The following is a 23,469-nucleotide window of genomic DNA, read 5'->3' as shown; positions in this document are numbered from 1 at the left end:
ATTTACCAGAATCAAGGCGGCGTCATGGCAGGCTATAACCAGGGGTGCGCCGTCGGCATGCCGTCAGCGGGTCGGGAGAGGCGACCTGGAGGCTAAAGCAGGACAGAGTGCTGTTTTAACTCGGGCCAGCGGATGGCGCTTCGGGCGATGCGATTGCCGGCCGACGGTGAAAATGGGTGTTATTTGCCGCCGCTATTTCAGCCTGATGGTCATATCCCATGACATGTCGGCTACCTTTATCCTTTTCCAGCTGTATAACAATGTCGTCCAGAAGGTGATGCGGCGATGCCGTACTGAGGTTTTAAGGCAAAACGTATGGCTGATAAAATACCCATGCTTGCTTAAGATCCGGCTCAGGCTTTTAACCCGCCTTTCGTTAAGCAAATGCGTACAAAAACTGACCTGCGCGTAATTGTTGGTATGCAAATAATCTAATGTCCTGATAAATGATCTTATCAGCCTTATGGCGTGCTTCGGATCGGTCGGGATAGACGACGGCTTCATATGCAGAGTGACATGATTGGTCCGTTTGTCGATAAACTCATAGGATTCAAAGTGACCAGTCATGGATTTTATTCTGTAAATCAAAAAGATGATGACTGTTAGACCGATTCCTGACCCAATAAGCACAAACGCCGCATATGCCATCTTGATGACCTTGAGTGAATGAATTCTCTGTTATATCGGCACCGTATTGTGAAGATTGAAAACATACATAAAAAAATAGCAAGAAACCGGATCATATCGCCACTGCATGGCAATGGCTCGGTGGATCCATCACGCCCGAACGGATGCTACCCCGCGCGAGCCTTCCCCTGCAGTTGCCGCTTCCCTCGGAATACAGCGCAAACAGGATCATGCCTTACATAATAATGACGGGCAGGCTTGATCATGGTTAATGCTAAGGATTACATTGATTGGTAAAGACGTTGTGGCCATGAGGACAAACGTCGGTATCCGCAGGAATGATTCTGAACAAGGAGCCCGCAGCCCCACTACAGCCCGTTAACAGTAGCAGGCTTAATGCAATGGGGAGGATGAGTAATTTCATCGTAAATCCTGGCAAGTGGCAATGATCAAATCATAGCACTTATACCGAACAGATTGCGGGTCGTTTGTCAGTGTCACCTTATCCGGTGCGGAAAGGCCGGGCAAGGCGGGTATTGCTTTCAACGCTACGGCCGCACGATTTGTCCTGAGAGGATGCAATCGTGACGATATATCAACAAAACATCCCAGAGGCTGAAAAGGGACGGCATAATAGATCACTAAAAATTCTTTTTATTAACAAACTACCAAAACATTTTAAACAAGATGCCGCCAAAGATAATACCGCCAAGTACAAACAGCCAGCAGATGCGTAATAATACGTCATCGGTTTTTTGGGTTATGTCCATCATTTTTCCTTAGCTCAATTGTGATATCTGTCACTATTTTATGAGTAACTTTTGCTAAAAATAGTGACGTGCATCACATATACTTAATTTGTCATACAATTCTTGAGGAGAGTTATCCCGTTTGAAGCTGCTGAATCCTGTGCTTGGGTTTCGGGGCGGACAGGATGACCCAGCAACAGCCGGTGACAGGATAAAAAAACGGGCATAAATGCCCGTACGCCAAAGGAATCAGTAGGAAACCAAAATAAAACAAAGGAATGCGGTAAGACAATCGCATAAAATGATTAAATATTTATTAAACATAATTAAATTGGCTATATTTTAATGATTATTGAATAAAAGTAGCGCCGGGATGGCAACCAGACCGGCAATAGAAACATGAGAAGAATATTAACGATATATATGCTATTGCAATTAGCGTATTAATGATGAGTAATTGTAATTAGGGGCCGCTTACGCGCTGATGAATGAGCGTATTCTTTTACCGCGCGAATAACGAAAAATGCTAACAGCCCGGCGCTGGCTGGGCTGTAGCGACAGGTTAGGCGAAAAACTCTACCTTTCCGCCGTTCAGGTGATACATGGAACCAATGATTTTTATAGTGCCCTCGGACTCAAGTTTATGAAGAATATCGCTTTTCCTGATTTCCTCAATAGTGAGTTTTACGTTGGTCGCCGCTACCGCATCGACAAATTCATCATTACTGCTCACCCTCTCCTTGGTATATTCTGTTTTATCAATGGCTGGTTTGATTTTATCCAGCAGACCCGTCAGGTTACCCAACTCAACATTATCGATAGCGCCTTTCACCGCGCCGCAGGCAGTATGCCCCATGACCACAATAACTTTGGCCCCGGCCGCAGCACAGGCGAACTCGAGGCTGCCGAGAATATCGGCATTGGAAATATTGCCCGCGATCCTGCTGTTAAACGCTTCTCCAATGCCCGTATCCAGGATGATTTCCGCTGGCGCGCGGGAGTCGATACAGCTGAGAATCACCGCCGACGGATACTGTCCAGCCGCGCTGGCGCGTTTTTGCGCCAGGTAGTCATGTTGATGCGCTTTCCCCGTTTGAAAGCGGATATTGCCTTGCTTGAGACCCTCGATGATTTGATCCGGGGTCATCTTATCGCGCTCTGCTTTACTCAATGCGGCTGCATAGGATAGTGAGGGCAAGCCCATGCCTACAACGCCCGCTATCCCTAAAACGGAAAGACCCGCGGCGCGTTTTAATACGGTGCGCCGAGCTGGTTCGGCTGAATGCGGTATATCGGTTTGCATTATAAACTCCTGTAGCCAGGATAATCCCAACGGCTGAGTGAAGTGAAATGAAAGTGGTTTTACCCGGGCAGGGTGACACTGCGTTTTGAATACGGACGCAAATGAACCTTACCGAATAAGTTATTATCATAACGTCATAACCGCATTTATTTCATGAAGATTTCATTTTTAAACAACGCATTGTGTTGTTTTTTTATTAATTGGAATGTATGTCACGAATATTGTCTATATAAGGTAATTTATTTAAATGCTACATTTATATTATTGTTGGATTTTATTTTCTAATGTTTAATTTTTTTTATTCTGAATTTCAATGAATGAAATCAATATATTTATACCCTAAGTTATAATAACGTTCACCTTTAGCCATTGGTAAAGGATGCTATCGGCGAGCCGCCGTGCCGATACAGGCATGAAGGGGCAATTCACCGCGGGGTTGTGCGCCGGCGTGGCTATGGGCCGCGCGCCTGGCTTGCGGTTAATCTCTCTCCCACTAATCCATAAATTAAATTTACCGGCAATGTTCACCCGCAGTGATGACATCGCGATTATCCAGCGCAGGTTTTATTAACATCGGCAAAGCGACGTGGTTAACGAGGGGTTTTCGGGGGGCAAGCAAAAGCGCGCAACCCGGCGTCCATGCCAGGGTTGCCGCGGGGCGGTTTAGTTAATCGTACCGGTCTGCTGGGTTTGGCCTGCTGGCGCGGTCGTGGCCGCAGAGGCTGAGTCGGGCGCGACGGCCTGGGTGTTGGTGTCAGGCGCGGTGATGGGCGCCGGCGCCGCCTCCGGGGCTGGCGTCGTGGCGCCGGACGCCGATGCGCCGGAGCCTTGGGCGGAATCCGGTGCCGCCGCCGGGGTATTTTCCGCCGGTGCGGCAACTGGCATCACCACCGGCGGGGTGGCTGTGGCGGCAGATACGTTTACCGGGATGCCGGCGCGATTTTGCAGGGCGGCATTAACCAAATCCTGATTGACGACCTGGTCGACCAGCACTTTGCTCACGCTTACCGGCAGGGTAATGGGCACCGGCTCGTTAGAATTGAACTGCTCTTCTGTGGAAGACAGGGGATTATGCACTTCGAGATAACGGGTGCCGTCAGGTTCAACGGTCGCTTTAACCGGTTCGTCGATAAATTGCACCCGGGTGCCGACCGGGACATGATCGAAGAGATATTTGATATCGTCGGCACGCAAACGTACGCAGCCGTGGCTCACGCGCAGGCCGATGCCGAAATTGGCATTGGTGCCGTGGATGGCATACAGGCGGCCGACATAAAGCGCATACAAACCCATCGGATTATCCGGGCCGGCCGGGAAGACTTCGGGCAACGTTTCGCCGCGCGCCGCGTATTCCGCATGCATCGCCTTGGTCGGCGTCCAGGTTGGGCCATTTTTCTTGCGCTGTACGCTGGTCACCCAGTTAACCGGCGTATCTTTGCCCAGTTCGCCGATGCCGATGGGCAATACAACTACCGTATTGGTGCCTTTGGGGTAGTAATAAAGACGCATTTCCGCGCTGTTTACCACGATGCCCTCATGCGGCGTATCGGGCAAAATCAATTGATGGGGAATAATCAGCTTGCTGCCCGGCAACGGCAGGAAGGGGTCGACTCCCGGATTGGCCTCGATCATATTGCTCAGGCCCATCTGGAACTGCGCGGCAAAATGCTCCAGCGGTAACTTGCTGTCCTGGGGGATGGCTATTTCCAGATTTTCCCCTACCAGGCGGCTGGTGCCGGCCGGAAGAGGGTATACCACGGCAAAGGCTGAGTGACTGAAGGCAGCCATTGCCAGAATTACCGTAAAGATTGCACGCATATTCATTTTCATAGTTAGTCAGATGTTATCGCCACACTGGCAGTAATTGGAAAGTTTATTCCGGCTCGCGGATGACCGGATGGGCATTATATGTTCACAACGGCCAAAGAGGGAAATAATATGTGTAACCTTGGGTACAGCAGTCTGCTGGCGGCAAGCGGCGCGGCGCTGGGACATGGCCCCGCGCGCCTTGGATATTGTTATTTTCTTACAGCGGGTTACAGAGAAAATAAGAGCATTATCCATGAGCCAACATGTGGTGATCATGCTGCACGGCATGGGAAGTCAAGGCGACGGTATGGCGCCGTTGGGCGGCATCTGGCGGCCAAATCTGCCGGAAACGGCGTTTGCGGCGCCGGACGCGCCTTTTTCTTTTGAACAGGGACCGGGCCGCCAATGGTTCAGCATTACCGGCGTCACGGAACAAAATCGCCCGGAACGGGTAGCGGCGGCCAGGCCCGCATTCGATGCCACCCTGAGCCGGCTGATGACGGAACATGGCCTGGCGGGACGGGCGGACTGGGCGTGGACGTCACCTCCCATATTCCGCCCGGGCTGGGCCATAGCCTGAACGCGGACAGCGTGGCGATGGCGGGACGTTTTATCGCCCGGATACTGGCGGTTGGGCAATGACATCCGGTTATTGCGCGCCGGCGCTCCTTCAGTTTAATGCTTGAAGCGCGGCGCCGGATGTGGCTTATTACTATTAACCCCCCGATTAAACAGGATGTGGGTCGACGGCTCAGGGCCTCCCGGCAGCGGGCGGGCCTGGAGCGGGAAATCATCGGGAGAGGCATCAGCACGGGATATAATAAGCTTCTAATAGCTGGCAGGAGGAAATATGGCACTGCACGAATGGGAACGCCGGTTTAAAGAGTATTTGGAGAAACACTTTCCGCAAGACGATAAAGCGCACGATCTCGCTCATTTCAGCCGCGTATGGCATACCGCCCAGAAGATAATGCATCTCTCGGCCGCCGATGAATTAACCGTTCTAACGGCGTGTTATTTTCATGATGTGGTCAACCTGCCGAAAAACCATCCGGATCGTCATCTGGCGTCCAGGCGAGCCGCCCGGGAAACAATAAGGATCCTGGCTCAGCATTTTCCGGATTTTCCGGCCGGCGCTTATCCGGGCGTAGCCCATGCCATCGAGGCCCATAGCTTCAGCGCGGGCATCACGCCCGAGACCCTGGAGGCGAAAATCGTCCAGGACGCCGACCGGCTTGAATCGTTGGGCGCCATCGGCCTGGCGCGGGTATTTCATGTGGCGGGGCAATTGGGCCGCGGCCTGTTCCATGCGGAGGACCCGCTGGCCCTGCATCGCCCGCTTGACGATACCAGTTATACCTTTGATCATTTCCAAACCAAATTGCTGACCCTGGCCGATAGCATGCAAACGGAGATGGGGCGCAGAATGGCGGCCTACAACATTGATTATCTGGTCACGTTTATGAGTAAGCTGTGCGCGGAGCTGAAAGGGGAGTACTACCAGTTGGATGAAGAGACCCTGGCGCGTTTTCGTGTGCGGTCATAGCCCCCGGGGCCGCCGGTTCTCCGGCGCGGTTCGCCATGAGCCGGACGCCGGGGGAAACGCTATTTCAGCAGTAACGGAGGACGACTGACGATCTTGGGCAGGTGCGGCATTAGCAGGCTGGAATCGATCCATTTATCGCCATCCCAGCGATCGGTGCTATTTAACGGCGCCAGCAGCGTCATTGACGGCGGCAGCGCGGTCAGGAAATCAATGCGGATCGTCACTCCGTCGCTAATGCGATAAGCGGTCTGGCCGCGTAAATCGGCCACCGCCTCCCAACGCTTACCGTCCAGCGATCTGACCAGCGCCATATTGGCTGCGGGCAATACCGGTTTGTCCTGATAGCTAAAGGCGGGCAGTCGCGCCCCGGCGCAGAGATGTTCCACGGTGGCGCAAAGATATTCCCGCGTCACCGGATGGGCGCAGTACGCGACAATCCAGCCGGAATGCAGCGCCATGCCCTGTTTATCAAGCTTGGCATTGGCAAAATCGGTTGAGTATTTATTTTTCTGGATCATGGCGTCGTCAGGGTCAGTTATCGCTGCGTTATGCGGTAGGCTACTGGCCCGCCGCATCACCGGATAATAGTGAATAGGCGTTAAGTATCGGGCTAATTTATCAACTTGTCATCAAAAATTCACGGCAAAAAAAATTCATTTTAAAAAGTACTATAGCGTGCCATTCCCAATATAAGGCATGTGTAAGGCGCAACAGCGGTTTTAACCCATATGGGCAAGGCGTTCGCGTTGAGCTTGTGTCTCTTCAATTTCTTTTACCCTTTGGGCCTTTGACGTATGCCATCATGGCTTGTACGCTGGAAGGACAGGCAGCCGGCCTGGCCCATCCCCGGCCCGGCCGATAACCGCCCACGGGCGAGGAGGAGTGATATGGCTTTTGAAACCGGCGATGTGGTCCAGCCGATTAAAGGCGGACCGGCAATGAGCGTGGTTAAGGTAGAAAACGGCATCGTATTCTGCGGCATGATGGATTCCGGCGTGGAGAACGCGAAACAGTTCAAACCGGAAGAGCTATCGTTGTATAAGGAAGACGGCGACTTCGGGGTTTGCTGACATCAGCCTGTCCGCGGCGCCGCAACCCGGCGCGGCCCCGCGGATAATTCACGCGGCGCTGCGGACGTTGTCCCTTGCATCGCATCAATGATTCGCTTATTTTATAAGCGGTTTGCCGCCAGGTTACCCCGGCAGGTCTTCTTGTTAATATTCTGTAGAATAAAAAACCCGTGTGAAAAAGAGCCGTTTTGTTCAGCGCGACAGGGCGTATCGGGAAACGCTGGGTGACGCTCAGTTCGCGATTGCGGTACTGGCCATAGCAGCGGGTACGCTTATCAGCTTTGTCATGGTAGTGACGCTGTGGATTATTTAAGTCCGCAGCGGCAAATGGAGGGAACAGACATGGAAAACAGCAGTCTGGATGATACCAAACTGATCGCCATTATCGGGTTGTTAATATCGGTCTTAATCGTGGTGTCGGTATTATTCGGCATCGCCTATTTTTATGACGTAAGGCATAACCCCCCCGCGGTGGATGCCGGCGCCTGTTATAACGCTAACGCACGGGCGGAATCTTCGCTTTAATCCGCCCCTTGCCGGCGGGAAGGGGCGGCCGGCAAGGGCGCCCAGCCGGTTATCCGGCCACGCGCCGTGCCGGCATGCGTGTTCGCCCCTGCATCAGGCCGGCATGGCCCGCTCATCAGGCAGGCTATCTTCAAGCAGGCCTTTCAGGCGTATCTGCTGGCTGCGAATTTCCAGCGCCAGGGGTTCATAGAGCGAACGGCAGCCGTTGACATCCTGCATGCCCAGCAACCCGAACGGCTGATGCTTCTCGCCGCTCCAGCTACGGTAGTCCGCCACCGGATAAATACAAATCCCTTCCACCGCCACGTCGTTTTTCATGGCCAGGACGGTTTGCTCGAAGATATAGCGCATCCAGGGTACGCGCATATCGCTTTGCGCGCCTGTTTCGGCGATAAGCAGCGGCCGCTGATAGCGCTGGGAGATTTCCCGCAGGATGGTGGCGAAAGGCCGGTAGTGGCTGTCTTCGAAATCGATGGCCCCGCCCTGGTGGAACCATTGGTTACCGGGGCGGTAATTAACGCCCAGAATATCCAGGTAGCCAGGGCCGCCGCCAAGCTCCGGCCGCAGTTTGCCGCTGAGCATATCCCAGACGTCAAACTGGGCCAGCCGCAGCGTTTCCGCATCCAATTCCTGCTCGGGCATGCCCTCGGGCGCGTTGATATGCACCACAGGCTCAGGCTGGAGGAAGCGCGCCGATGGGTCCACCGCGCGAATGGCGTCAATGGCGGCCAGGGTCGCCTTGACCAACTGTATTTTCAACGCCTTGCCTTTATTGGCGGCCATGGGCTGAATATGCGCCATGTCGCCGCCGGCCCAGGCGAGGAAAGAAATGGCGTTTATCGGCGTATAACAGGGCGCCGCGATACCTTCGTCGCGCACCCGCGCGGCCACCGCGCCGGCAAAACGCGCGAAGCGCTCGACAAAGTCGGGTTGCCATACATCGACATGGTCCGGCCAGCCGAAATGGCACAGATCCCATATCACCTGGACATGGTTCACCTGCGCGGCATGCAGCATCGGCAAAAAGCTCGACCAGTCGTATTGGCCGGGAACCGCTTCGATCAAATGCCAGCGCAGGCCGTCGCGCACGGTGGTGAGGTTCTGTTCCGCCAGCTGCGCGTAGTCCTTCGCGGCCAGCATCTCATGGCCACTGGAGAGAATCAGGTCCAGGCGGCGCCCGTCACCGCGCACCTCGGTCGAGCAGTCAAAGCCCCCCTGCAAAAAGCTTTGGAACAGCGACGGTTTATACATGGGTGGTATTTCATGCGTGATTTGATCTTGCATCGGACTTCCCCCCTTTCCATGACAGCCTTTACCTACCGAGGCCGTACGACATATCATTTAAAGTAGACAGGTTACGATCAATAAGGTTCTGGCTATCGCCTACTTTGCGATCCTCATTACAAACTTAGCGGGCGCACAACCACCATCATTATCATCCGGGCGGGCAATTGTCCGGGGCGCGGCTATGATGAAATGTCTTCCTTTATACCTACATGGAGTATTATGGCCTCTTCTTTTTCTTCGGGCTTTTTTTATGCAGCGACTTAACGCGCGTATCGGCCAAGCCATTTCGCGTCTGACGCACGTCCACCCCGAACAATCCGGCATCTATCCGCTGTCGGACGGCCTGGATGCTTTTGCCGCGCGCATGAAGCTTGCCGATTTGGCCGAGCAGACCCTGGATCTGCAATATTATATCTGGAACAAGGACATGTCCGGCATGCTGATGTATAGCGTGGTGCAGCGCGCGGCGGATCGCGGCGTCAAGGTACGGTTGCTGCTTGACGATAACAATACCCGCGGCCTGGACCAGATTTTGCTGGCCCTCGACCAGCATCCGAATATCGAGGTCCGTCTGTTCAACGCCTTCCAGACCCGCACGGTGCGGGCGTTTTCCTACCTGACCGATTTTTCGCGCCTGAACCGGCGCATGCATAATAAAAGTTTTACCGTTGATAACCAGGCCACGATCATCGGCGGCCGCAACGTGGGCGATGCCTATTTCAGCGCCGGCGGCGAACAGTTGTTTACCGATCTCGACGTGCTTGCGATAGGGCCGGTGGTGGAGCAGGTGGGACGCGATTTCCAGCGCTATTGGGATTGCCCTTCGGTTTGCCCTGTGGCGCGCGCGGTACGCTCTTCCCGCCTGGGCGGCAAGAACAGCATCAGCAGCATGATGGGACAGATCAGTTTAAATCCCCACGCCGAACGTTATGTCAAACGACTGGAGAGGGCGGATTTTTTTGTCCAGCTGCAGGCCGGCAGCCTGCCTTTTATCTGGGCCAGGACGCGGCTGCTCAGCGACGACCCGGCCAAAGCCCTGGGGCAGGTTGCCGATCATGGCCTGCTCACCAGCCGGATAAAAAGCGTTATTGATGAACCGGAACAACGCCTGGATATTATTTCACCCTATTTTGTGCCCACCAGGGCCGGGGTGGAGCAGTTGGCCGCCCTCGCCGCCAAAGGGGTGAAAATTGCGGTTCTGACCAATTCCCTTAACGCCAACGACGTGGCGATTGTGCATGCCGGTTATGCCAAATGGCGCAGGGCGTTGCTGACCCATGGCATCGAGCTGTATGAACTGAAACGCAACAGTTCGGAACAGCACCAGCCGCGGGACCGCGGCCTGACCGGTAAATCCGGCTCCAGCCTGCATGCCAAGACGTTTAGCGTCGACAGCCGGGAGGTTTTTGTCGGTTCATTTAATTTTGATCCCCGCTCCGCCATGCTCAATACCGAAATGGGCTTTGTTATCGGCAGCGAAGAGCTGGCCGAAACCATACACCGCTTGTTTATCGGCACCCTGCGCCAGAATGCGTACCAGGTTTGCCTGGATGAACAGGGAAAAATGTATTGGCGCGAATATCAAGAGGAGCGCGAGGTGATTCACCGGCGGGAACCGGCCACCAATATAGTGGAGCGCTGGCTTATTCGCGCGCTTTATCATTTGCCGGTCGATTGGCTATTATAATCGGCAGCCGGAAAGCGGCCAATATGGCTAATACAATGTAATAAGATTTTTCCTATAAAACCGGTGAAATAAAATAATTTGCCGCCAGGGCGCGGTCGGTGGGAAAGGCCGCCCGCGCCTTTTCCCCGGTTAAGGGGCATTCAGCGGCTTTAAGGTCCTCTTTTTTTAATAACTTTGCGTTTATGTCAAAAATGATTAACCCCCCGCTGGTGGGTCAGGTAAAATCAGCGGGCGGTACCGATTGTTGGAATGTGCTGTTTTAGACTATCTTTTACCGGTAGATGAGCTTGCTTTATAGCCTATTGATCAAACGCTGACCCGGTAAGGGAAAGGTGAGGAACGATCGCTGTACCGTGCTGTCCGAGAAGTGATTTATCAATTAAAATTGCTTTGAATGATTAAGAGCACACGCATAGGGGGGGATGTGCCAAATAATAAATTTTTCGTCAAGTTACCCAAAGCGAGTCTCCGTTTGCTGGGAGCAACGGTGTTGTTGTCGTTATACGCTTTGCCTTCATGGGCATTTACTATTGACGATGTGGCTAAACAAGCGCAGGAACTGGCTGGTAAAGGTTATGAGGCGCCTAAAAGCAATTTGCCTTCTCAATTCCGTGAAATGAAATTTGCTGATTACCAGCAGATTCAATTCAATCATGAAAAGTCATACTGGCACGATCAGCAGACCCCGTTCAAACTGGAGTTTTACCATCAGGGGATGTATTTCGACACGCCGGTAAAAATCAACGAAGTGACGTCCTCCGCAGTCACCGAGATTAAATATACTCCGGACCTGTTTACCTTTGGTTCGGTGAATCATGATCCCGAACTGGTGAAGAACCTGGGTTTCGCCGGGTTTAAGATCCTCTACCCGGTCAATAAGGCCGACAAGAGCGATGAAATCGCCAGCATGCTGGGCGCCAGCTATTTCCGCGTTATCGGCAAAGGGCAGGTCTATGGGTTATCCGCCCGCGGCCTGGCCATTGATACCGCGTTGCCTTCGGGCGAGGAGTTCCCGCGTTTCCGTGAGTTCTGGATTGAACGGCCGCAGGCGAACGATAAACACCTGGTGCTTTACGCCCTGCTGGATTCACCGCGCGCCACCGGCGCTTACCGGTTTGTCATCTATCCGGGACGCGATACCAGCGTCGATGTGCAGGCCAGGGTTTTCCTGCGTGATAAAGTGGGCAAGCTGGGCCTGGCGCCGCTGACCAGCATGTTTTTATTTGGACCTAACCAGCCTTCGCCGACCATGAACTATCGTCCGGCGCTGCACGATTCCAACGGGTTGTCCATCCATGCCGGTAACGGCGAATGGATCTGGCGCCCGCTGAATAATCCCAAGCATTTGTCCGTCAGCACTTTCCAGGTGGAAAACCCGCGCGGATTCGGTTTATTGCAGCGCGGCCGTTCTTTCTCAGAATATGAGGATCTGGACGATCGGTATGATCTGCGTCCCAGCGGCTGGATTGAACCGCACGGTGACTGGGGCAAAGGGCACGTTGAACTGGTGGAGATTCCCACCGCCGATGAAACCAACGACAATATCGTGGCATTCTGGACCCCGGAAAAATTGCCGGAAGTCGGCAAACCCTTTGATATCGCCTACCGGATGCACTTTTCCCGCGATGAGGATAAAATCCACACTCCCGAGTTCGCCTATGTGAAACAAACCCTGCGTTCCGCCGGGGATGTCAAGCAGTCCAACCTGATTCGCCAGCCGGACGGCACCACCGCGTTCCAGGTGGATTTTGTCGGGCAGCCATTGCGGGATCTGCCAGACAATACCCCGGTGGCCTCGCAAATCAGCGTGGGCGATAATGCCGAAGTGGTCGAAAACAATGTCCGCTATAATTCAGTGACGCACGGCTGGCGTCTGACACTGCGCCTGCGCGTGAAAGATGAAAAACAACCCACCGAGATGCGCGCCGCATTGGTGAACGGCGATAAGACATTGACCGAAACCTGGAGCTACTTGCTACCTGCCAATGAATAATTTAACTGAACCCGGCCTCGATTATATCGAGGCTTTGCCCCTTTCTGCCGAGCAAAAAGGCACTTTGCGCGCACAGGTGCCGCCGGATGGCAGTCATTCCCTCGCATCCCTGCATGTTGATCTCGGGGGTTCCGCCCCCGGTATCGACCTTCCCGCAGATGAAGACAACGCGGCGCTGTACTCGGTAAAGTCCAGGCTGAAAATGGCCTGGCCGGACGCCGCCAGCCGCGACGATGTAGTGGTGGAGGATAGCCAGGGGCGCACCGCCATCAAGGCCATGCCCACCATTACCCGCACGCCGATGTTTCCCGAACCCTGGCTGACCAACCCCATCGTGCGCTATTGGGACGCGATGCGCGGCCACACACGTGCGCCGCGCCACAAGCAGGAAGCGGCCCGCGAAGAAGGCAACTGGCGCCGGGTAGGGACGATACGCCGTTATATCCTGCTGGCGCTGACGCTGTTCCAGACCGCCATCGCCACATGGTATATGAAGACTATTCTTCCTTATCAGGGCTGGGCGCTGATCGATCCGATGGATATGCTGAACCAGGACTGGCTGCGATCGCTGTTGCAACTGCTGCCGTATATCCTGCAAAGCGGCATCCTGATCTTGTTCGCGATATTATTCTGCTGGGTTTCGGCCGGTTTCTGGACCGCCCTTATGGGGTTTCTGCAGTTGCTGATCGGCCATGACAAATACAGTATTTCCGCCAGCACCACCGGCGACGAACCGCTCAATCCCAAGCACCGTACCGCGCTTATCATGCCCATCTGTAACGAGGACGTGGAGCGTGTGTTCGCCGGTCTGCGCGCCACCTACGAATCCGTAGAAGCGACCGGACAGATTGAGCATTTCGACGTTTATATCCTGAGCGATAGCTATAACGCCGACATTTGCATCGCCGAGCAAAAAGCATGGATGGAACTCTGCCAGGAAACCGGCGGATTCGGCCGCATATTCTACCGCCGCCGCCGCCGCCGGGTAAAACGTAAAAGCGGCAACATTGACGACTTCTGCCGCCGCTGGGGCAAGCAATACAGCTATATGGTGATCCTGGATGCCGATAGCGTTATGAGCGGCGGTTGCCTGACCAACCTGGTGCGGCTGATGGAAGCCAATCCGAACGCCGGCATTATCCAAAGCGCGCCGAAGGCGTCCGGCATGGACACGCTGTACGCGCGCTGCCAGCAGTTCGCCACCCGGGTCTACGGTCCGCTGTTTACCGCCGGGCTGCATTACTGGCAATTGGGCGAGTCCCATTATTGGGGGCATAACGCCATTATCCGCGTCGAGCCTTTTATCAAGCATTGCGCCCTGGCGCCGCTGCCGGGTGAAGGCTCCTTTGCCGGCTCGATACTGTCGCACGACTTTGTCGAGGCAGCGCTGATGCGGCGTGCCGGCTGGGGGGTCTGGATAGCTTATGATCTGCCCGGCAGCTACGAGGAACTGCCGCCCAATCTGCTGGATGAACTTAAGCGGGATCGGCGCTGGTGCCAGGGGAACCTGATGAATTTCCGGTTGTTCCTGGTGAAGGGCATGCATCCGGTTCACCGGGCTGTATTCCTGACCGGCGTCATGTCCTATTTATCGGCGCCGCTGTGGTTTATGTTCCTGGCGCTGTCCACCGCGCTGCAGGTGGTGCATACCCTGATGGAGCCGCAGTATTTTCTCCAGCCGCGCCAGCTGTTCCCGGTGTGGCCGCAATGGCGGCCTGAACTGGCGGTGGCGTTGTTCTCCACCACCATGGTGCTGTTGTTTTTGCCCAAGCTGCTCAGCGTTATTTTAATCATCGCCAAGGGCGCCAAGGAGTATGGCGGGGCGGCTATCCTGTTTTGCTCGATGCTGCTGGAAATGCTGTTCTCCGTGCTGCTGGCCCCGGTGCGCATGCTGTTCCATACCGTATTCGTGGTCAGCGCCTTCCTGGGCTGGTCGGTACAGTGGAACTCCCCGCAGCGTGACGATGACGCCACGCCCTGGAGCGAATCCTTTGTACGCCACGGTCCTCAGATGTTGTTAGGGCTGGTATGGGCCAGCGGCATGGCCTGGCTGGATTTGCGTTTTCTCTGGTGGCTGTCGCCCATCGTGTTTTCGCTGATCCTGTCGCCTTGGGTGTCGGTATTCTCCAGCCGGGCCAATCTCGGCCTGGCCTCACAGCGCGTCAGCCTGTTCCTGATCCCCGAGGAATACTCGCCGCCGAAGGAACTGGTCGATACCGAAACCTATTTGCGGCGCAACCAGGCGCGGGCGCTGGCCGACGGTTTCCGCCATGCGGTGGTCGATCCGGCTTACAATGCCCTGGCGGTGGGAATGGCCACTGCGCGGCACGGTATCAGCCAGGCTATCGAGCGCGTGCGTGACGAGCATGTGCAACTGGCCCTGCAAAGCGGTCCCGACGCCATGAGTGGTCCGCAGCGCCTGGCCGTGATAAGCGATCCGGTGGTCCTGTCGCGTCTGCATTTGCGCGTATGGTCGCGGCCGGAAACCTGGCTGGCCTGGAAGAAAAGTTAACGTCTTCCCGTCCTATACTTAAGCCGCCCTGATGGGCGGTTTTTTTTTGTCCTGATAACGGCGATGACGCCTGTTACGGTAACCGGCGGTTTCATCGGGCAAAAATAAGACGGCGTTAGCATTATTTGCTACTCGGAAGGCGCCGCTCGCCGCTAAAATTTTGGCCTTTGCGGAATAACGGGGCGCCTGATGCAATACGACATGTTGTTTATACTCAAAAAAATGGGCTCCTTTGTCTTATATGCGGCGGTGGTAGCGGCGTTTACGTCATTTTTGTTTATCGATCTCCACTTCCTGCATGATATCGTCAAGGAGTCCTCCCTGACCGAAGTCGCCCAGGAATTGGTGCTGGCGGCCATCGTCGCCCTGCACCTGTGGCTGATGCGCAATCCGGCGTTACGCGCCAGCAGCCTGCTGGTGGCGGGGTTCTTTGCCTGTATGCTGGTGCGTGAAATGGATTTCGCCTTTGATGCCATCCGCCACGGTTCGTGGTTTTGGGTGGCCACGGCGATTGCGCTGGTTTGCCTGGCCTTTGCCGCCGCGGATGCTAAACGCGCGCTGCGCGGACTGGCGGGATATTTCGGACATCCCAGTTATGGCCTGGTTTGCGCCGGCCTGCTGAATGTGCTGGTATTCTCGCGCCTGATGGGCATCGGCGAGCTTTGGCGCTCGTTGCTGGATGAGAATTACCTGCGTGCGATAAAAAATGCCGTGGAGGAGGGTAGCGAACTGTTCGGCTACTGCCTGTGCCTGCTGGCGACCCTATCCTATACGGTGGATAAACAGCGATCCGGCCGTGCCGAGCCTCACCGGCCGGTATAACACCCGCCGCCCGCTAACGGCTCTACAGGGATGACACTTCGCTATGGGTAGGATTTTGCTGTTAACGCTAGTCCTGTTCCTGCTGACCGGTTGCGGCAGCATCATCAGCCGCACGTTTCCGGGGCAAGGCCACGGCCATCAATATTACCCCGGCGTGCAGTGGGATTTGCGCGATACGCCCTGGAAATATATCACCATCATCGATTTGCCGCTGTCGATGGTGGTGGACACGATATTGCTGCCGGTGGATATGCGGCACGGCCCCTATCGCTAGACGCCGCGCCGCCGATGGATTTTCCCCGCGGGCTTGGCCGTGGGTTTAACGTTCCTCCCACTCGTCCGCGGCGGTTTGTCCCTCCTCGGTGTCCAATGACGGCTCATACTGATACTCACCTTCGTCCCATTCGTGCAGCGTGTTTTCTTCCTGCCATTCGGCGCGCAGCTCCGCTTCGTCGAAATCACCGTCGAAAATCGCCTGGGCGGCTTCACCGATGCGAAACGGCAGGGCCTCGGCGGCCTCGTTTTCATCGGCCATAAATTCAGCTTCCCACATAATCTCGCCGTCCCGCATGATATATTTTTGCAGGCTGAACTGATGTACCGCAGGGTCTTCATCGTCATTGCTGTTTTCACGGGAAGATTCGATAAACTCTTCCCGCGCCATATCGATGGCTTCTTCCAGAGTTGCGTACATGCTCATTATGGCTCTCCTGTGATCGTCGGTGTGGTCTGACTGTCGCCTCGCCCTGTTCGGGCCTAACAGTAATTGTTGTCGCAGTCTGGAAACTTTCAAGTCGGAATGGATATCAATCTTTGCTAGCGGGTCAACGACGGGGAAAACGCTACGGCGACACGCAACGGTTCGCGTAATGGAGGCATTACGGGGTGTAAGACACTGCATGAAATGTGAAGGTTAGGTAAAGGTTTGGCAAAAACGGGCGGGAAAGGCTTTGCGGCGGACCGGCACGCGCTACAGTAAAGGCTGGAATCGTCCTAAGGAGTAAAAAGCATGTCTGCTAGCCGTAAATCATTGTTAAGCGCCGCGCTGCCCGCTCTGGCCTGCACTGTCGCCGCGCTGAGTTTTTCCGTCCTGGCCGCGCCCGCGGCGCCGGACCAGGGGCCTGCCGCCGCCATGCACCAGGAAGGACCGGGCGCGGGTTATCCGGTGCCGATGCTATTCCAGCCCCCGGGCCGGCTGCCGCCGCATGAGCCGGGCTTCTGCCGCGGCGGGGAACTGTTCTGCGCGGCGGTGCAAACCGATAACCCGGCCGACACCCTGCAAAAGCTTAACGGCATTTTACCGGCGGCCAACGGCGGCCATTATCGGGTGCGGGTTTCGGTGGAGCGCGTACCCGAACATCCTATGGACAAGGGGCCTCATCCGGCCGCGGATACGCCGCCGGCGTCAGCCGGCTAAGCGCCGGCGTTATTCACCGGGTATGCGTATGCGGGACGGGCCGTATTGCAAACTCCACCATGAATAGGCCACGTTAAACAACACCACCAGCGCGGTTACGCAAAATACCGCGCGGTAGCCGTAGCTGGCGGAGACGACGGCGCCGATCAGCGGGCCGCTGACGTTGCCCACATCGCGGAAAGATTGGTTATAGCTGAATATCCGGCCGGCGACCTGATTGGTGCAGTTATAGATAAGCAGGGTCTGTACCGCGGGCAGCAGGGCGCCGTCGGTGGCGCCGAGCAAAAAACGCAGTATTCCCAATTGCAGGGGAGACTGCACGAATGCCATCGGGATCAGCAGTACGATGGAAAGCCCCAGCATGGCGATCAATATCCGCTCCGGACCGATTTTATCACCCAAGCGTCCCAGTCTCGGTGCGCTGATAAGGGCCGCCACGCCAGGTACCGCCGCAATCAGTCCGCTGATAAACGCCAGGTTCTGGATATTGCCCGCCAGTTCGCGGACATACAGCGTCAGGATGGGCGCGATGGAACCCGTGGCCACCTGGATAATCATGGTAGTGACAAACAGGCTCAGCACCAGGCGGGGTTTTTTCAGCGAAGCAAACACCTGCCGGGCGGTAAGCATGTCCTTTTTCAGCACCGGCGTGAAGCGCTCCTGCACATAGATAAGCGTGGTGATAAAGCAGATAAACAAGACCAGCGCAGTGATAAAAAATATCAGCCGCAGGCCGTAATGGTCCGCCAGCAGGCCGCCTATCAGCGGGCCAATCAGCGCGCCGCTGACGGCGCCGGTGGAGAGCGTGCCCAGCGCCCACCCGCTTTTATTGCGCGGCACCTGGGTGGCGATAAGAGCGTTGGCGTTGGGCACAAATCCCCCCAACAGGCCCAGCAGCGCCCGCAGGATCAAAAATTGCCACACATTCTGCGCCATGCCCATCAGCACCATCACGATCGACATGCCCAGCGCCGAACGCAGCAACATCAGCTTACGTCCCCTCCGGTCCGCCAGCGCGCCCCAGAACGGGGACGCGATGGCCGAAAACAGAAAAGTAATGCTGAATACCGCCCCCGACCAGATATTGAGTTCCCGGGCATCGGTTACGCCGAGCATTTCAACATAGAGCGGTAAAAAAGGCATGATCAGGCTAAAGGCGGCGCCGGTGAGAAAACAGCCGAGCCAGGCAATATACAGATTACGTTTCCAGTTGATGGGTTCCGGTACCGGCGTCATAACATCCTAATAACAAAGATAACGGCGGTCAGATACGTTGACAGGGCACGAAGGCGTTCTCGCCGGGAATTGAGCAGTAGCGTGAAAGTATGCGCTCAAACGGGGCATGGGGCAATTTGCGGGGCATGTTTTGCACCATCCGGCGGGGGCAAAACGCCGCGCCCGGCGTCCTTGGCAGCCGCAACGCCCGCGGGTAAAACGGGTGTCCGGACAGCGCCGCCGCTTCGCCGTCAGTATAGCGACGGCTGGCCCGGCGGCCGGGTCTTGAAGCGGCGGTGGAGCCACATATACTGCTCGGGCGCCAGCAGGATGGCCTGCTCCAGCACCTTATTCATGTGGGTCGCCGTGGCCACGTCGCTGTCAACGGGCAGGGCGTCCTCATCAGGCAGGATAAGCAGCTCATAGCCCCGGCCGTTCGGTAAACGCCGCGGCACAAAAGGGATAACCGCCGGTTTGGCGAGTTTGACCAGCACATGGGTGCCCGACGTGGTCGCCGCTTGCTCAATGGCAAACAGCGGCGCGAAGACGCTGCTTTTCGGGCCGTAGTCATGATCCGGCGCGTACCAGATAATTTCGCCGTTTTTCAGGGCGCGGATCATGCCCTTGACATCCGAGCGGTCCAGCATTGATTTATTGGAGCGCATGCGCCCCCAGGTTTGCAGCCAATCAATCAGCTTGTTGTTGTTGGGGCGATAGACGCCGATGCCGGGATTGTAAATGCCGAAGATGCGCGCGCCCAGCTCCAGGGACAAAAAATGCAGGCCGATTAGCAGTACCCCTTTGTTATGCTGGCGGGCCAGATCGATATTTTCCAACCCGGACACGTGAAATAAGCGCTTGACGCGCCAGTCGGGCCAAAACCACCCCATGCCGGTTTCAATCAGGCCCATCCCGACGGATTCAAAATTTTTGATGAGCAGCGCTTCTCTTTCCGTACCTGAAAGATGGGGGAAGCAGAGCTCGAGGTTGCGTCTGGCGATATGGACGCGGCGCTTGAGAAAATGCATCGACAGGCGCCCCAGGCTGGTGCCGAGACGATAAAGCAGCGGATAGGGCAACAATACCACCAGGTATAACAGGCCGATGCCAACCCAGGTTATCCAATAACGGGGATGCAGCAAAGAACGGTTAAAAGTTGGAATATGTGTCATGGGATCTCGGCATCTTAGGTGTAAAAAGCGGAATTACCGGCCAAAGACGATATTTCCGCCATACTACATTTTATTCTGGCATCTTTTTCAAAAAGGGGAAATAAACAGCCCGGCAAACAAAGTTAAATTTTCTCAAGTGAGCACATGTTGCGCCGGGCATACGGCGCTGTGCCGCCGGGTTATTCCTTGAGAAATAAATCCTTCACATAATGCGGCTCGCTGCGCCAGTACTGTTTGGGGCCGTGGACCTTGGCGCCGAGTTTCGCCGCCGCATGCCAGGGCCAGCGGGGATCGTAAAGTACGGCGCGCGCCAGGGCAATCATATCCGCCTCGCCGGTGGCGACAATGGCTTCCGCCTGCTCGGGTTCGGTGATAAGCCCGACCGCGATAGTATTCATGCCGGTGGCTTCTTTAATCTGCCGGGCAAAGGGAATCTGGTAGCCGGGACCGACCGGGATTTTCTGCTGCGGCGACAATCCGCCGCTTGAGACGTGGATGTAGTCGCAGCCCAGGTCTTGCAGCGCCCTGGCCAACGCAATGGATTGCTGGATATCCCATCCGCCGTCCACCCAGTCGGAGCCGGAAATACGCACGCCCACCGGGATATCGGCGGCTACCGCCGCGCGTACCGCCTGGAATACTTCCAGCGTCAGGCGCAGCCGGTTCTCCAGGCTGCCGCCGTATTGATCGGTACGCCGGTTGGCGAGCGGCGAGAGAAATTGATGCAACAGATAGCCATGGGCCGCATGTAGCTCAATCAGGTCAAAGCCGATGCGCTGCGCGCGCAGGGCCGCCGCGACAAAATCGGCTTTCAGCGCCTCGATGTCATCGCCGGTCATGGCCCGCGGTGGAAAGTCGGACGCGGCGAACGAAAGGGCGGATGGCGCCAAGGTTTGCCAGCCACCCGCGTCGGGATGGATATTGTCCCCGCCTTCCCAGGGGACCCGGGTCGACGCCTTACGCCCGGCATGAGCCAGTTGTATCCCCAGCGCGATGGACGAATGCTGCCTGACGGTTTTTACCACGTCCGCCAGCGCCTGTTCGGTACCGTCGTCCCAGAGGCCGAGATCCCGCGGTGATATGCGCCCCGCGGGCGCGACGGCGGTGGCTTCCACGATCAGCAGGGACGCGCCGGACAGCGCCAGGTGCCCCAGGTGAATCTGATGCCAGGAGGTTGCCTTGCCTTCATCGGCGGAATATTGACACATCGGCGCAATAACGATGCGGTTGGCCAGGGTAAGCCGGCCGATGTCATAGCGGGAGAAAAGCTGGCTCATTGCATTGCCTCTATATAGTAACCCTAATAAACATTTGATTAACAATGTTCGCTATAATGGCGATTTGTTATGTCATAACCATGGTATTATGTAACGTTAGCAAGTTAATGTGCTTTTAAACCAACGATAAATGCTTTTTTTCCCCAGCGACAGGAAAGTACACCATGCCAGTGTTACATAACCGCGTATCGAACGACGAGCTCAGGGCGCTGATGCTGGCCGAAACCGAGCCGCGCGTTACTCTCTCTTTTTACAAATATTTTCGTATTGCCGACCCGCGGGCCTTCCGTGATGATTTGTATCAAGTCATGACGGGGTTGCGCGTGTTTGGCCGCGTCTATATCGCCGCTGAAGGGATAAATGCCCAGGTCAGCGTGCCGCAAAATCGCTTTTCCGCCTTTAAAACCGCCCTGTATGCCGCCGATGCGTCGCTGGACGGGCTGCGGCTGAATATTGCCCTGGATGATGACGGCAAATCCTTCTGGGTGCTGCGCATGAAGGTTCGGGAACGCATCGTTGCCGACGGCATCAGCGATCCGACCTTTGACCCATCCAATGTCGGCCATTACCTGAATGCCGAGCAGGTCAACGCCATGGCCGGCGATCCCGAAACGGTATTTGTCGATATGCGCAACCACTATGAATATGAGGTCGGCCATTTCCAGGACGCCATCGAGATCCCCTCGGATACTTTCCGTGAGCAGTTGCCGAGGGCGGTAGAGATGCTGGCAAAGGACAAAGACAAAAATATCGTCATGTATTGCACCGGCGGCATTCGTTGCGAAAAAGCCAGCGCCTATATGCGGCATCATGGTTTTGCCAATGTCTATCATGTGGAGGGCGGCATCATCGAGTACGCCCGGCGGGCCAGGGAGCAGGGCTTGCCGCTGAAATTCACCGGCAAGAATTTTGTCTTCGACGAGCGCCTTGGCGAGCGTATTACGCCTGATGTCATCGCCCATTGCCACCAGTGCGGGGCGCCCTGCGATACCCATGTTAACTGCAGGAACCAGGGGTGCCATCTGTTGTTTATCCAATGCCCGGACTGCGCGCAACGTTATCAAGGCTGCTGCAGCCCCATCTGCCGCGACGAACTGGCGCTGCCGCCGGAAGAACAGCGGGCGCGGCGTGCGGGCCGCGAGAACGGGATGAAAATCTTTAATAAATCGCGGCAGCGTTTATCGTTGACCCGGCCCGAGGATCGGCCTGAGGAAAACGGCGGCCGTTAAAGCCGCACGCGGCGCAAGGCACGGGCTGCCCGCCAGCGGCGGGTAAGCCTTATCCGAAGCGCCGCAGCCGGAAGGGTGAAAGGTCAAAGCCGCTCTCGCGTCCGGCGGCAAACCCGGCGGCGATTTCGCCCAGCACGCTGGCGAATTTAAAGCCGTGGCCGCTCAGGCCGCTGATGATCAGCAGGTCGTCGTTGCCGGGCAGGGTATCGATAATAAAATCCTCATCCGGCGAGAGATCGTAGGTACAGGCTTCGCCGCTCAGGCAAACGCCGACCCCCGGCAAGAAATAGCGTAGAAAACCAAAGGTTTCATTGCCGTCCGCCGCATGGCTGCCGAAAGGCGTGCGCTGTCCCGGCTCGTCGATCATCTGCCCGCCGTCGTGTTTACCCACCTTGAGTTCGTTTTTGATGGCCGGGAAGCCATAATATTGACTGCCGTCCGGCGTCAGGGCGGTAAACGCCGGGAAATGATTGTCCTCGCTGAAGCGCCCGTCGGCCTGATGCCAGGAAAACACCTTACGCACCGGTTGCACCGGCAGCGACGGCAGCAGGGTTTTCACCCACGTGCCGGCCGAGACCAGCAGCTTATGCGCCTGGTAGTGGCTGCCTTCCACCGTGGTGATGTCGAAGGTCATGGCGCCATGGCTGATATCGGTAACGCCGCAGTTAAACAGCTGGGCGCAGCCGGCCTGCTCGGCCAGGCGGATATAAGTGGCCACAGCCAGCTCCGACTTGAGATAACCCGCCTGGGGTTCAAAGACCCCAAGATAATCATCCGGCAGGCTGAACGCCGGCCAGCGGGCGACAACCTGGCCGGCATTGAGTATTTCGCACGGCAGTTTATAGGCGTGGGCGCTGTCGATGGCCCGTTTGATAAACTCCGCCTGGCGCGGTCCCAGATTAAGTACGCCGCTGCGGTGAAACACCGGCGTGCCGCCCCGCGCCGAGAGCTCTTCCCAGAGCGTTTGCGCCCGCAGCGCCAGGGGAACGTATTTTTTCCCTTCGCCATAGGCATGGCGGATAATGCGTGTATCGCCATGATGGCTGCCGCCGCGGTGGGGGGGGAACGCGGCGTCAATCATCAACACATTGAGGCCGGCTTCGGTAGCGTAAAACCCTGCCGCGGAACCCACGGAACCGCTGCCGATAATAATCAGATCGTATACCATGCTCATTTTTCCTGCTGGGCCCCGCTCAAACCCTCAGGTCGAGGATACGGGGAAAAATCTG

General features: G+C 56.1%; 22 protein-coding genes. 13 read left to right on the top strand and 9 right to left on the bottom strand.

Annotated elements, in window-relative coordinates; all coding sequences use genetic code 11:
* The first annotated feature begins 1,211 nt into the window (after window positions 1-1,211).
* Window positions 1,212-1,364 (top strand): hypothetical protein, encoded by a 153-nt coding sequence (locus ACL2XN_RS09175; protein ID WP_413730704.1) that lies wholly within the window; start codon window positions 1,212-1,214, stop codon window positions 1,362-1,364.
* A 574-nt stretch (window positions 1,365-1,938) separates the two neighbouring features.
* Here the strand turns inward: ACL2XN_RS09175 and ACL2XN_RS09170 are convergent.
* Complete coding sequence (locus tag ACL2XN_RS09170) at window positions 1,939-2,679, bottom strand: carbonic anhydrase (protein WP_410015783.1); 741 nt, start codon at window positions 2,677-2,679, stop codon at window positions 1,939-1,941.
* 663 nt (window positions 2,680-3,342) lie between these two features.
* Entirely contained in the window at window positions 3,343-4,509 is a 1,167-nt protein-coding gene (locus tag ACL2XN_RS09165; protein ID WP_410015782.1) for a L,D-transpeptidase family protein, read from the bottom strand.
* A gap of 232 nt (window positions 4,510-4,741) precedes the next feature.
* Here ACL2XN_RS09165 and ACL2XN_RS09160 point away from each other — a divergent pair, with 232 nt between their 5' ends.
* Together ACL2XN_RS09160 and ACL2XN_RS09155 are read left to right on the top strand one after the other, a co-directional pair.
* Window positions 4,742-5,068, top strand: a complete 327-nt coding sequence (locus ACL2XN_RS09160; protein WP_410015781.1) for a hypothetical protein — start codon at window positions 4,742-4,744, stop codon at window positions 5,066-5,068.
* A 270-nt stretch (window positions 5,069-5,338) separates the two neighbouring features.
* Window positions 5,339-6,034, top strand: coding sequence for a phosphohydrolase (locus tag ACL2XN_RS09155; RefSeq protein ID WP_413722421.1), 696 nt, complete (start codon window positions 5,339-5,341; stop codon window positions 6,032-6,034).
* 59 nt (window positions 6,035-6,093) lie between these two features.
* On the opposite strand, the gene ACL2XN_RS09150 is transcribed toward ACL2XN_RS09155, so the two are convergent.
* Window positions 6,094-6,552, bottom strand: a complete 459-nt coding sequence (locus ACL2XN_RS09150; RefSeq protein ID WP_410015779.1) for a tail fiber assembly protein — start codon at window positions 6,550-6,552, stop codon at window positions 6,094-6,096.
* 369 nt (window positions 6,553-6,921) lie between these two features.
* On the opposite strand from ACL2XN_RS09150, the gene ACL2XN_RS09145 reads away from it, so the two are divergent.
* The 3 genes from ACL2XN_RS09145 (at window position 6,922) to ACL2XN_RS09135 (ending at window position 7,629) form a co-directional block, all read left to right on the top strand.
* The gene (locus ACL2XN_RS09145; RefSeq protein WP_410015778.1) at window positions 6,922-7,104 is read left to right on the top strand and encodes a DUF2158 domain-containing protein; all 183 of its coding nucleotides are present in this window, start codon (window positions 6,922-6,924) and stop codon (window positions 7,102-7,104) included.
* 172 nt (window positions 7,105-7,276) lie between these two features.
* Entirely contained in the window at window positions 7,277-7,417 is a 141-nt protein-coding gene (locus ACL2XN_RS09140; protein ID WP_410015777.1) for a hypothetical protein, read from the top strand.
* 29 nt (window positions 7,418-7,446) lie between these two features.
* A complete protein-coding gene (locus tag ACL2XN_RS09135; protein ID WP_410015776.1) occupies window positions 7,447-7,629 on the top strand; it encodes a hypothetical protein in 183 nt (60 codons plus the stop codon).
* 93 nt (window positions 7,630-7,722) lie between these two features.
* Here ACL2XN_RS09135 and ACL2XN_RS09130 read toward each other — a convergent pair whose 3' ends face one another.
* On the bottom strand, window positions 7,723-8,913 hold the full coding sequence (locus ACL2XN_RS09130) for a beta-glucosidase (protein WP_413722422.1): 1,191 nt from the start codon (window positions 8,911-8,913) through the stop codon (window positions 7,723-7,725).
* 253 nt (window positions 8,914-9,166) lie between these two features.
* Between ACL2XN_RS09130 and ACL2XN_RS09125 the strand changes: the two genes are divergently transcribed.
* From ACL2XN_RS09125 to ACL2XN_RS09105, 5 genes are all read left to right on the top strand, one after another.
* Window positions 9,167-10,603 (top strand): phospholipase D family protein, encoded by a 1,437-nt coding sequence (locus ACL2XN_RS09125; RefSeq protein WP_413722423.1) that lies wholly within the window; start codon window positions 9,167-9,169, stop codon window positions 10,601-10,603.
* A 424-nt stretch (window positions 10,604-11,027) separates the two neighbouring features.
* Window positions 11,028-12,596 carry a glucan biosynthesis protein G gene (locus ACL2XN_RS09120; protein WP_410015773.1) on the top strand — a complete coding sequence of 523 codons (1,569 nt, stop codon included), beginning with the start codon at window positions 11,028-11,030 and terminating at the stop codon, window positions 12,594-12,596.
* Window positions 12,589-15,108, top strand: coding sequence for a glucans biosynthesis glucosyltransferase MdoH (gene mdoH, locus ACL2XN_RS09115; RefSeq protein ID WP_410015772.1), 2,520 nt, complete (start codon window positions 12,589-12,591; stop codon window positions 15,106-15,108). The genes ACL2XN_RS09120 and mdoH overlap by 8 nt, the downstream gene beginning before the upstream one ends.
* Window positions 15,109-15,297: 189 nt before the next feature.
* Window positions 15,298-15,930, top strand: a complete 633-nt coding sequence (locus ACL2XN_RS09110; protein ID WP_410015771.1) for a hypothetical protein — start codon at window positions 15,298-15,300, stop codon at window positions 15,928-15,930.
* A gap of 43 nt (window positions 15,931-15,973) precedes the next feature.
* Entirely contained in the window at window positions 15,974-16,204 is a 231-nt protein-coding gene (locus tag ACL2XN_RS09105) for a YceK/YidQ family lipoprotein (RefSeq protein WP_410015770.1), read from the top strand.
* 45 nt (window positions 16,205-16,249) lie between these two features.
* Here ACL2XN_RS09105 and ACL2XN_RS09100 read toward each other — a convergent pair whose 3' ends face one another.
* Complete coding sequence (locus tag ACL2XN_RS09100) at window positions 16,250-16,630, bottom strand: MysB family protein (protein ID WP_410015769.1); 381 nt, start codon at window positions 16,628-16,630, stop codon at window positions 16,250-16,252.
* A gap of 309 nt (window positions 16,631-16,939) precedes the next feature.
* On the opposite strand from ACL2XN_RS09100, the gene ACL2XN_RS09095 reads away from it, so the two are divergent.
* On the top strand, window positions 16,940-17,347 hold the full coding sequence (locus ACL2XN_RS09095) for a hypothetical protein (RefSeq protein ID WP_413722424.1): 408 nt from the start codon (window positions 16,940-16,942) through the stop codon (window positions 17,345-17,347).
* A gap of 9 nt (window positions 17,348-17,356) precedes the next feature.
* Here the strand turns inward: ACL2XN_RS09095 and mdtG are convergent, their stop codons facing one another.
* The 3 genes from mdtG to ACL2XN_RS09080 all read right to left on the bottom strand — a co-directional run bounded on the left by mdtG (window position 17,357) and on the right by ACL2XN_RS09080 (window position 21,011).
* Window positions 17,357-18,583 (bottom strand): multidrug efflux MFS transporter MdtG, encoded by a 1,227-nt coding sequence (mdtG, locus tag ACL2XN_RS09090; RefSeq protein ID WP_410015767.1) that lies wholly within the window; start codon window positions 18,581-18,583, stop codon window positions 17,357-17,359.
* Between the two features lie 230 nt (window positions 18,584-18,813).
* Window positions 18,814-19,734 carry a Kdo(2)-lipid IV(A) acyltransferase gene (locus ACL2XN_RS09085; RefSeq protein WP_410015766.1) on the bottom strand — a complete coding sequence of 307 codons (921 nt, stop codon included), beginning with the start codon at window positions 19,732-19,734 and terminating at the stop codon, window positions 18,814-18,816.
* A gap of 179 nt (window positions 19,735-19,913) precedes the next feature.
* Complete coding sequence (locus ACL2XN_RS09080) at window positions 19,914-21,011, bottom strand: NADH:flavin oxidoreductase/NADH oxidase (RefSeq protein ID WP_413722425.1); 1,098 nt, start codon at window positions 21,009-21,011, stop codon at window positions 19,914-19,916.
* Window positions 21,012-21,175: 164 nt separating this feature from the next.
* Here ACL2XN_RS09080 and ACL2XN_RS09075 point away from each other — a divergent pair, with 164 nt between their 5' ends.
* Window positions 21,176-22,240, top strand: a complete 1,065-nt coding sequence (locus tag ACL2XN_RS09075) for a rhodanese-related sulfurtransferase (RefSeq protein WP_410015764.1) — start codon at window positions 21,176-21,178, stop codon at window positions 22,238-22,240.
* 49 nt (window positions 22,241-22,289) lie between these two features.
* On the opposite strand, the gene solA is transcribed toward ACL2XN_RS09075, so the two are convergent.
* Window positions 22,290-23,408 (bottom strand): N-methyl-L-tryptophan oxidase, encoded by a 1,119-nt coding sequence (gene solA, locus ACL2XN_RS09070; protein WP_410016582.1) that lies wholly within the window; start codon window positions 23,406-23,408, stop codon window positions 22,290-22,292.
* Window positions 23,409-23,469 lie beyond the last annotated feature (61 nt).

This window comes from Sodalis sp. RH22, from assembly GCF_047324165.1.
Taxonomy (GTDB): domain Bacteria; phylum Pseudomonadota; class Gammaproteobacteria; order Enterobacterales; family Enterobacteriaceae; genus Acerihabitans.
The sequence above is the reverse complement of the archived record's forward strand: the minus strand, read 5'-3'. Positions and strand labels throughout refer to the sequence as shown.

Bases quoted from the DNA above. Each gene is read 5' to 3' on its own strand.
- ACL2XN_RS09085 (WP_410015766.1), bottom strand. From the start codon at position 19,734: ATGACACATATTCCAACTTTTAACCGTTCTTTGCTGCATCCCCGTTAT.
- ACL2XN_RS09075 (WP_410015764.1), top strand. From the start codon at position 21,176: ATGCCAGTGTTACATAACCGCGTATCGAACGACGAGCTCAGGGCGCTG.
- ACL2XN_RS09105 (WP_410015770.1), top strand. From the start codon at position 15,974: ATGGGTAGGATTTTGCTGTTAACGCTAGTCCTGTTCCTGCTGACCGGT.
- ACL2XN_RS09125 (WP_413722423.1), top strand. From the start codon at position 9,167: ATGCAGCGACTTAACGCGCGTATCGGCCAAGCCATTTCGCGTCTGACG.
- ACL2XN_RS09130 (WP_413722422.1), bottom strand. From the start codon at position 8,913: ATGCAAGATCAAATCACGCATGAAATACCACCCATGTATAAACCGTCG.
- ACL2XN_RS09165 (WP_410015782.1), bottom strand. From the start codon at position 4,509: ATGAAAATGAATATGCGTGCAATCTTTACGGTAATTCTGGCAATGGCT.
- solA (WP_410016582.1), bottom strand. From the start codon at position 23,408: ATGGTATACGATCTGATTATTATCGGCAGCGGTTCCGTGGGTTCCGCG.
- mdoH (WP_410015772.1), top strand. From the start codon at position 12,589: ATGAATAATTTAACTGAACCCGGCCTCGATTATATCGAGGCTTTGCCC.
- ACL2XN_RS09100 (WP_410015769.1), bottom strand. From the start codon at position 16,630: ATGAGCATGTACGCAACTCTGGAAGAAGCCATCGATATGGCGCGGGAA.
- ACL2XN_RS09155 (WP_413722421.1), top strand. From the start codon at position 5,339: ATGGCACTGCACGAATGGGAACGCCGGTTTAAAGAGTATTTGGAGAAA.
- ACL2XN_RS09160 (WP_410015781.1), top strand. From the start codon at position 4,742: ATGAGCCAACATGTGGTGATCATGCTGCACGGCATGGGAAGTCAAGGC.
- ACL2XN_RS09150 (WP_410015779.1), bottom strand. From the start codon at position 6,552: ATGATCCAGAAAAATAAATACTCAACCGATTTTGCCAATGCCAAGCTT.
- ACL2XN_RS09170 (WP_410015783.1), bottom strand. From the start codon at position 2,679: ATGCAAACCGATATACCGCATTCAGCCGAACCAGCTCGGCGCACCGTA.
- ACL2XN_RS09080 (WP_413722425.1), bottom strand. From the start codon at position 21,011: ATGAGCCAGCTTTTCTCCCGCTATGACATCGGCCGGCTTACCCTGGCC.
- mdtG (WP_410015767.1), bottom strand. From the start codon at position 18,583: ATGACGCCGGTACCGGAACCCATCAACTGGAAACGTAATCTGTATATT.
- ACL2XN_RS09110 (WP_410015771.1), top strand. From the start codon at position 15,298: ATGCAATACGACATGTTGTTTATACTCAAAAAAATGGGCTCCTTTGTC.
- ACL2XN_RS09095 (WP_413722424.1), top strand. From the start codon at position 16,940: ATGTCTGCTAGCCGTAAATCATTGTTAAGCGCCGCGCTGCCCGCTCTG.
- ACL2XN_RS09145 (WP_410015778.1), top strand. From the start codon at position 6,922: ATGGCTTTTGAAACCGGCGATGTGGTCCAGCCGATTAAAGGCGGACCG.
- ACL2XN_RS09135 (WP_410015776.1), top strand. From the start codon at position 7,447: ATGGAAAACAGCAGTCTGGATGATACCAAACTGATCGCCATTATCGGG.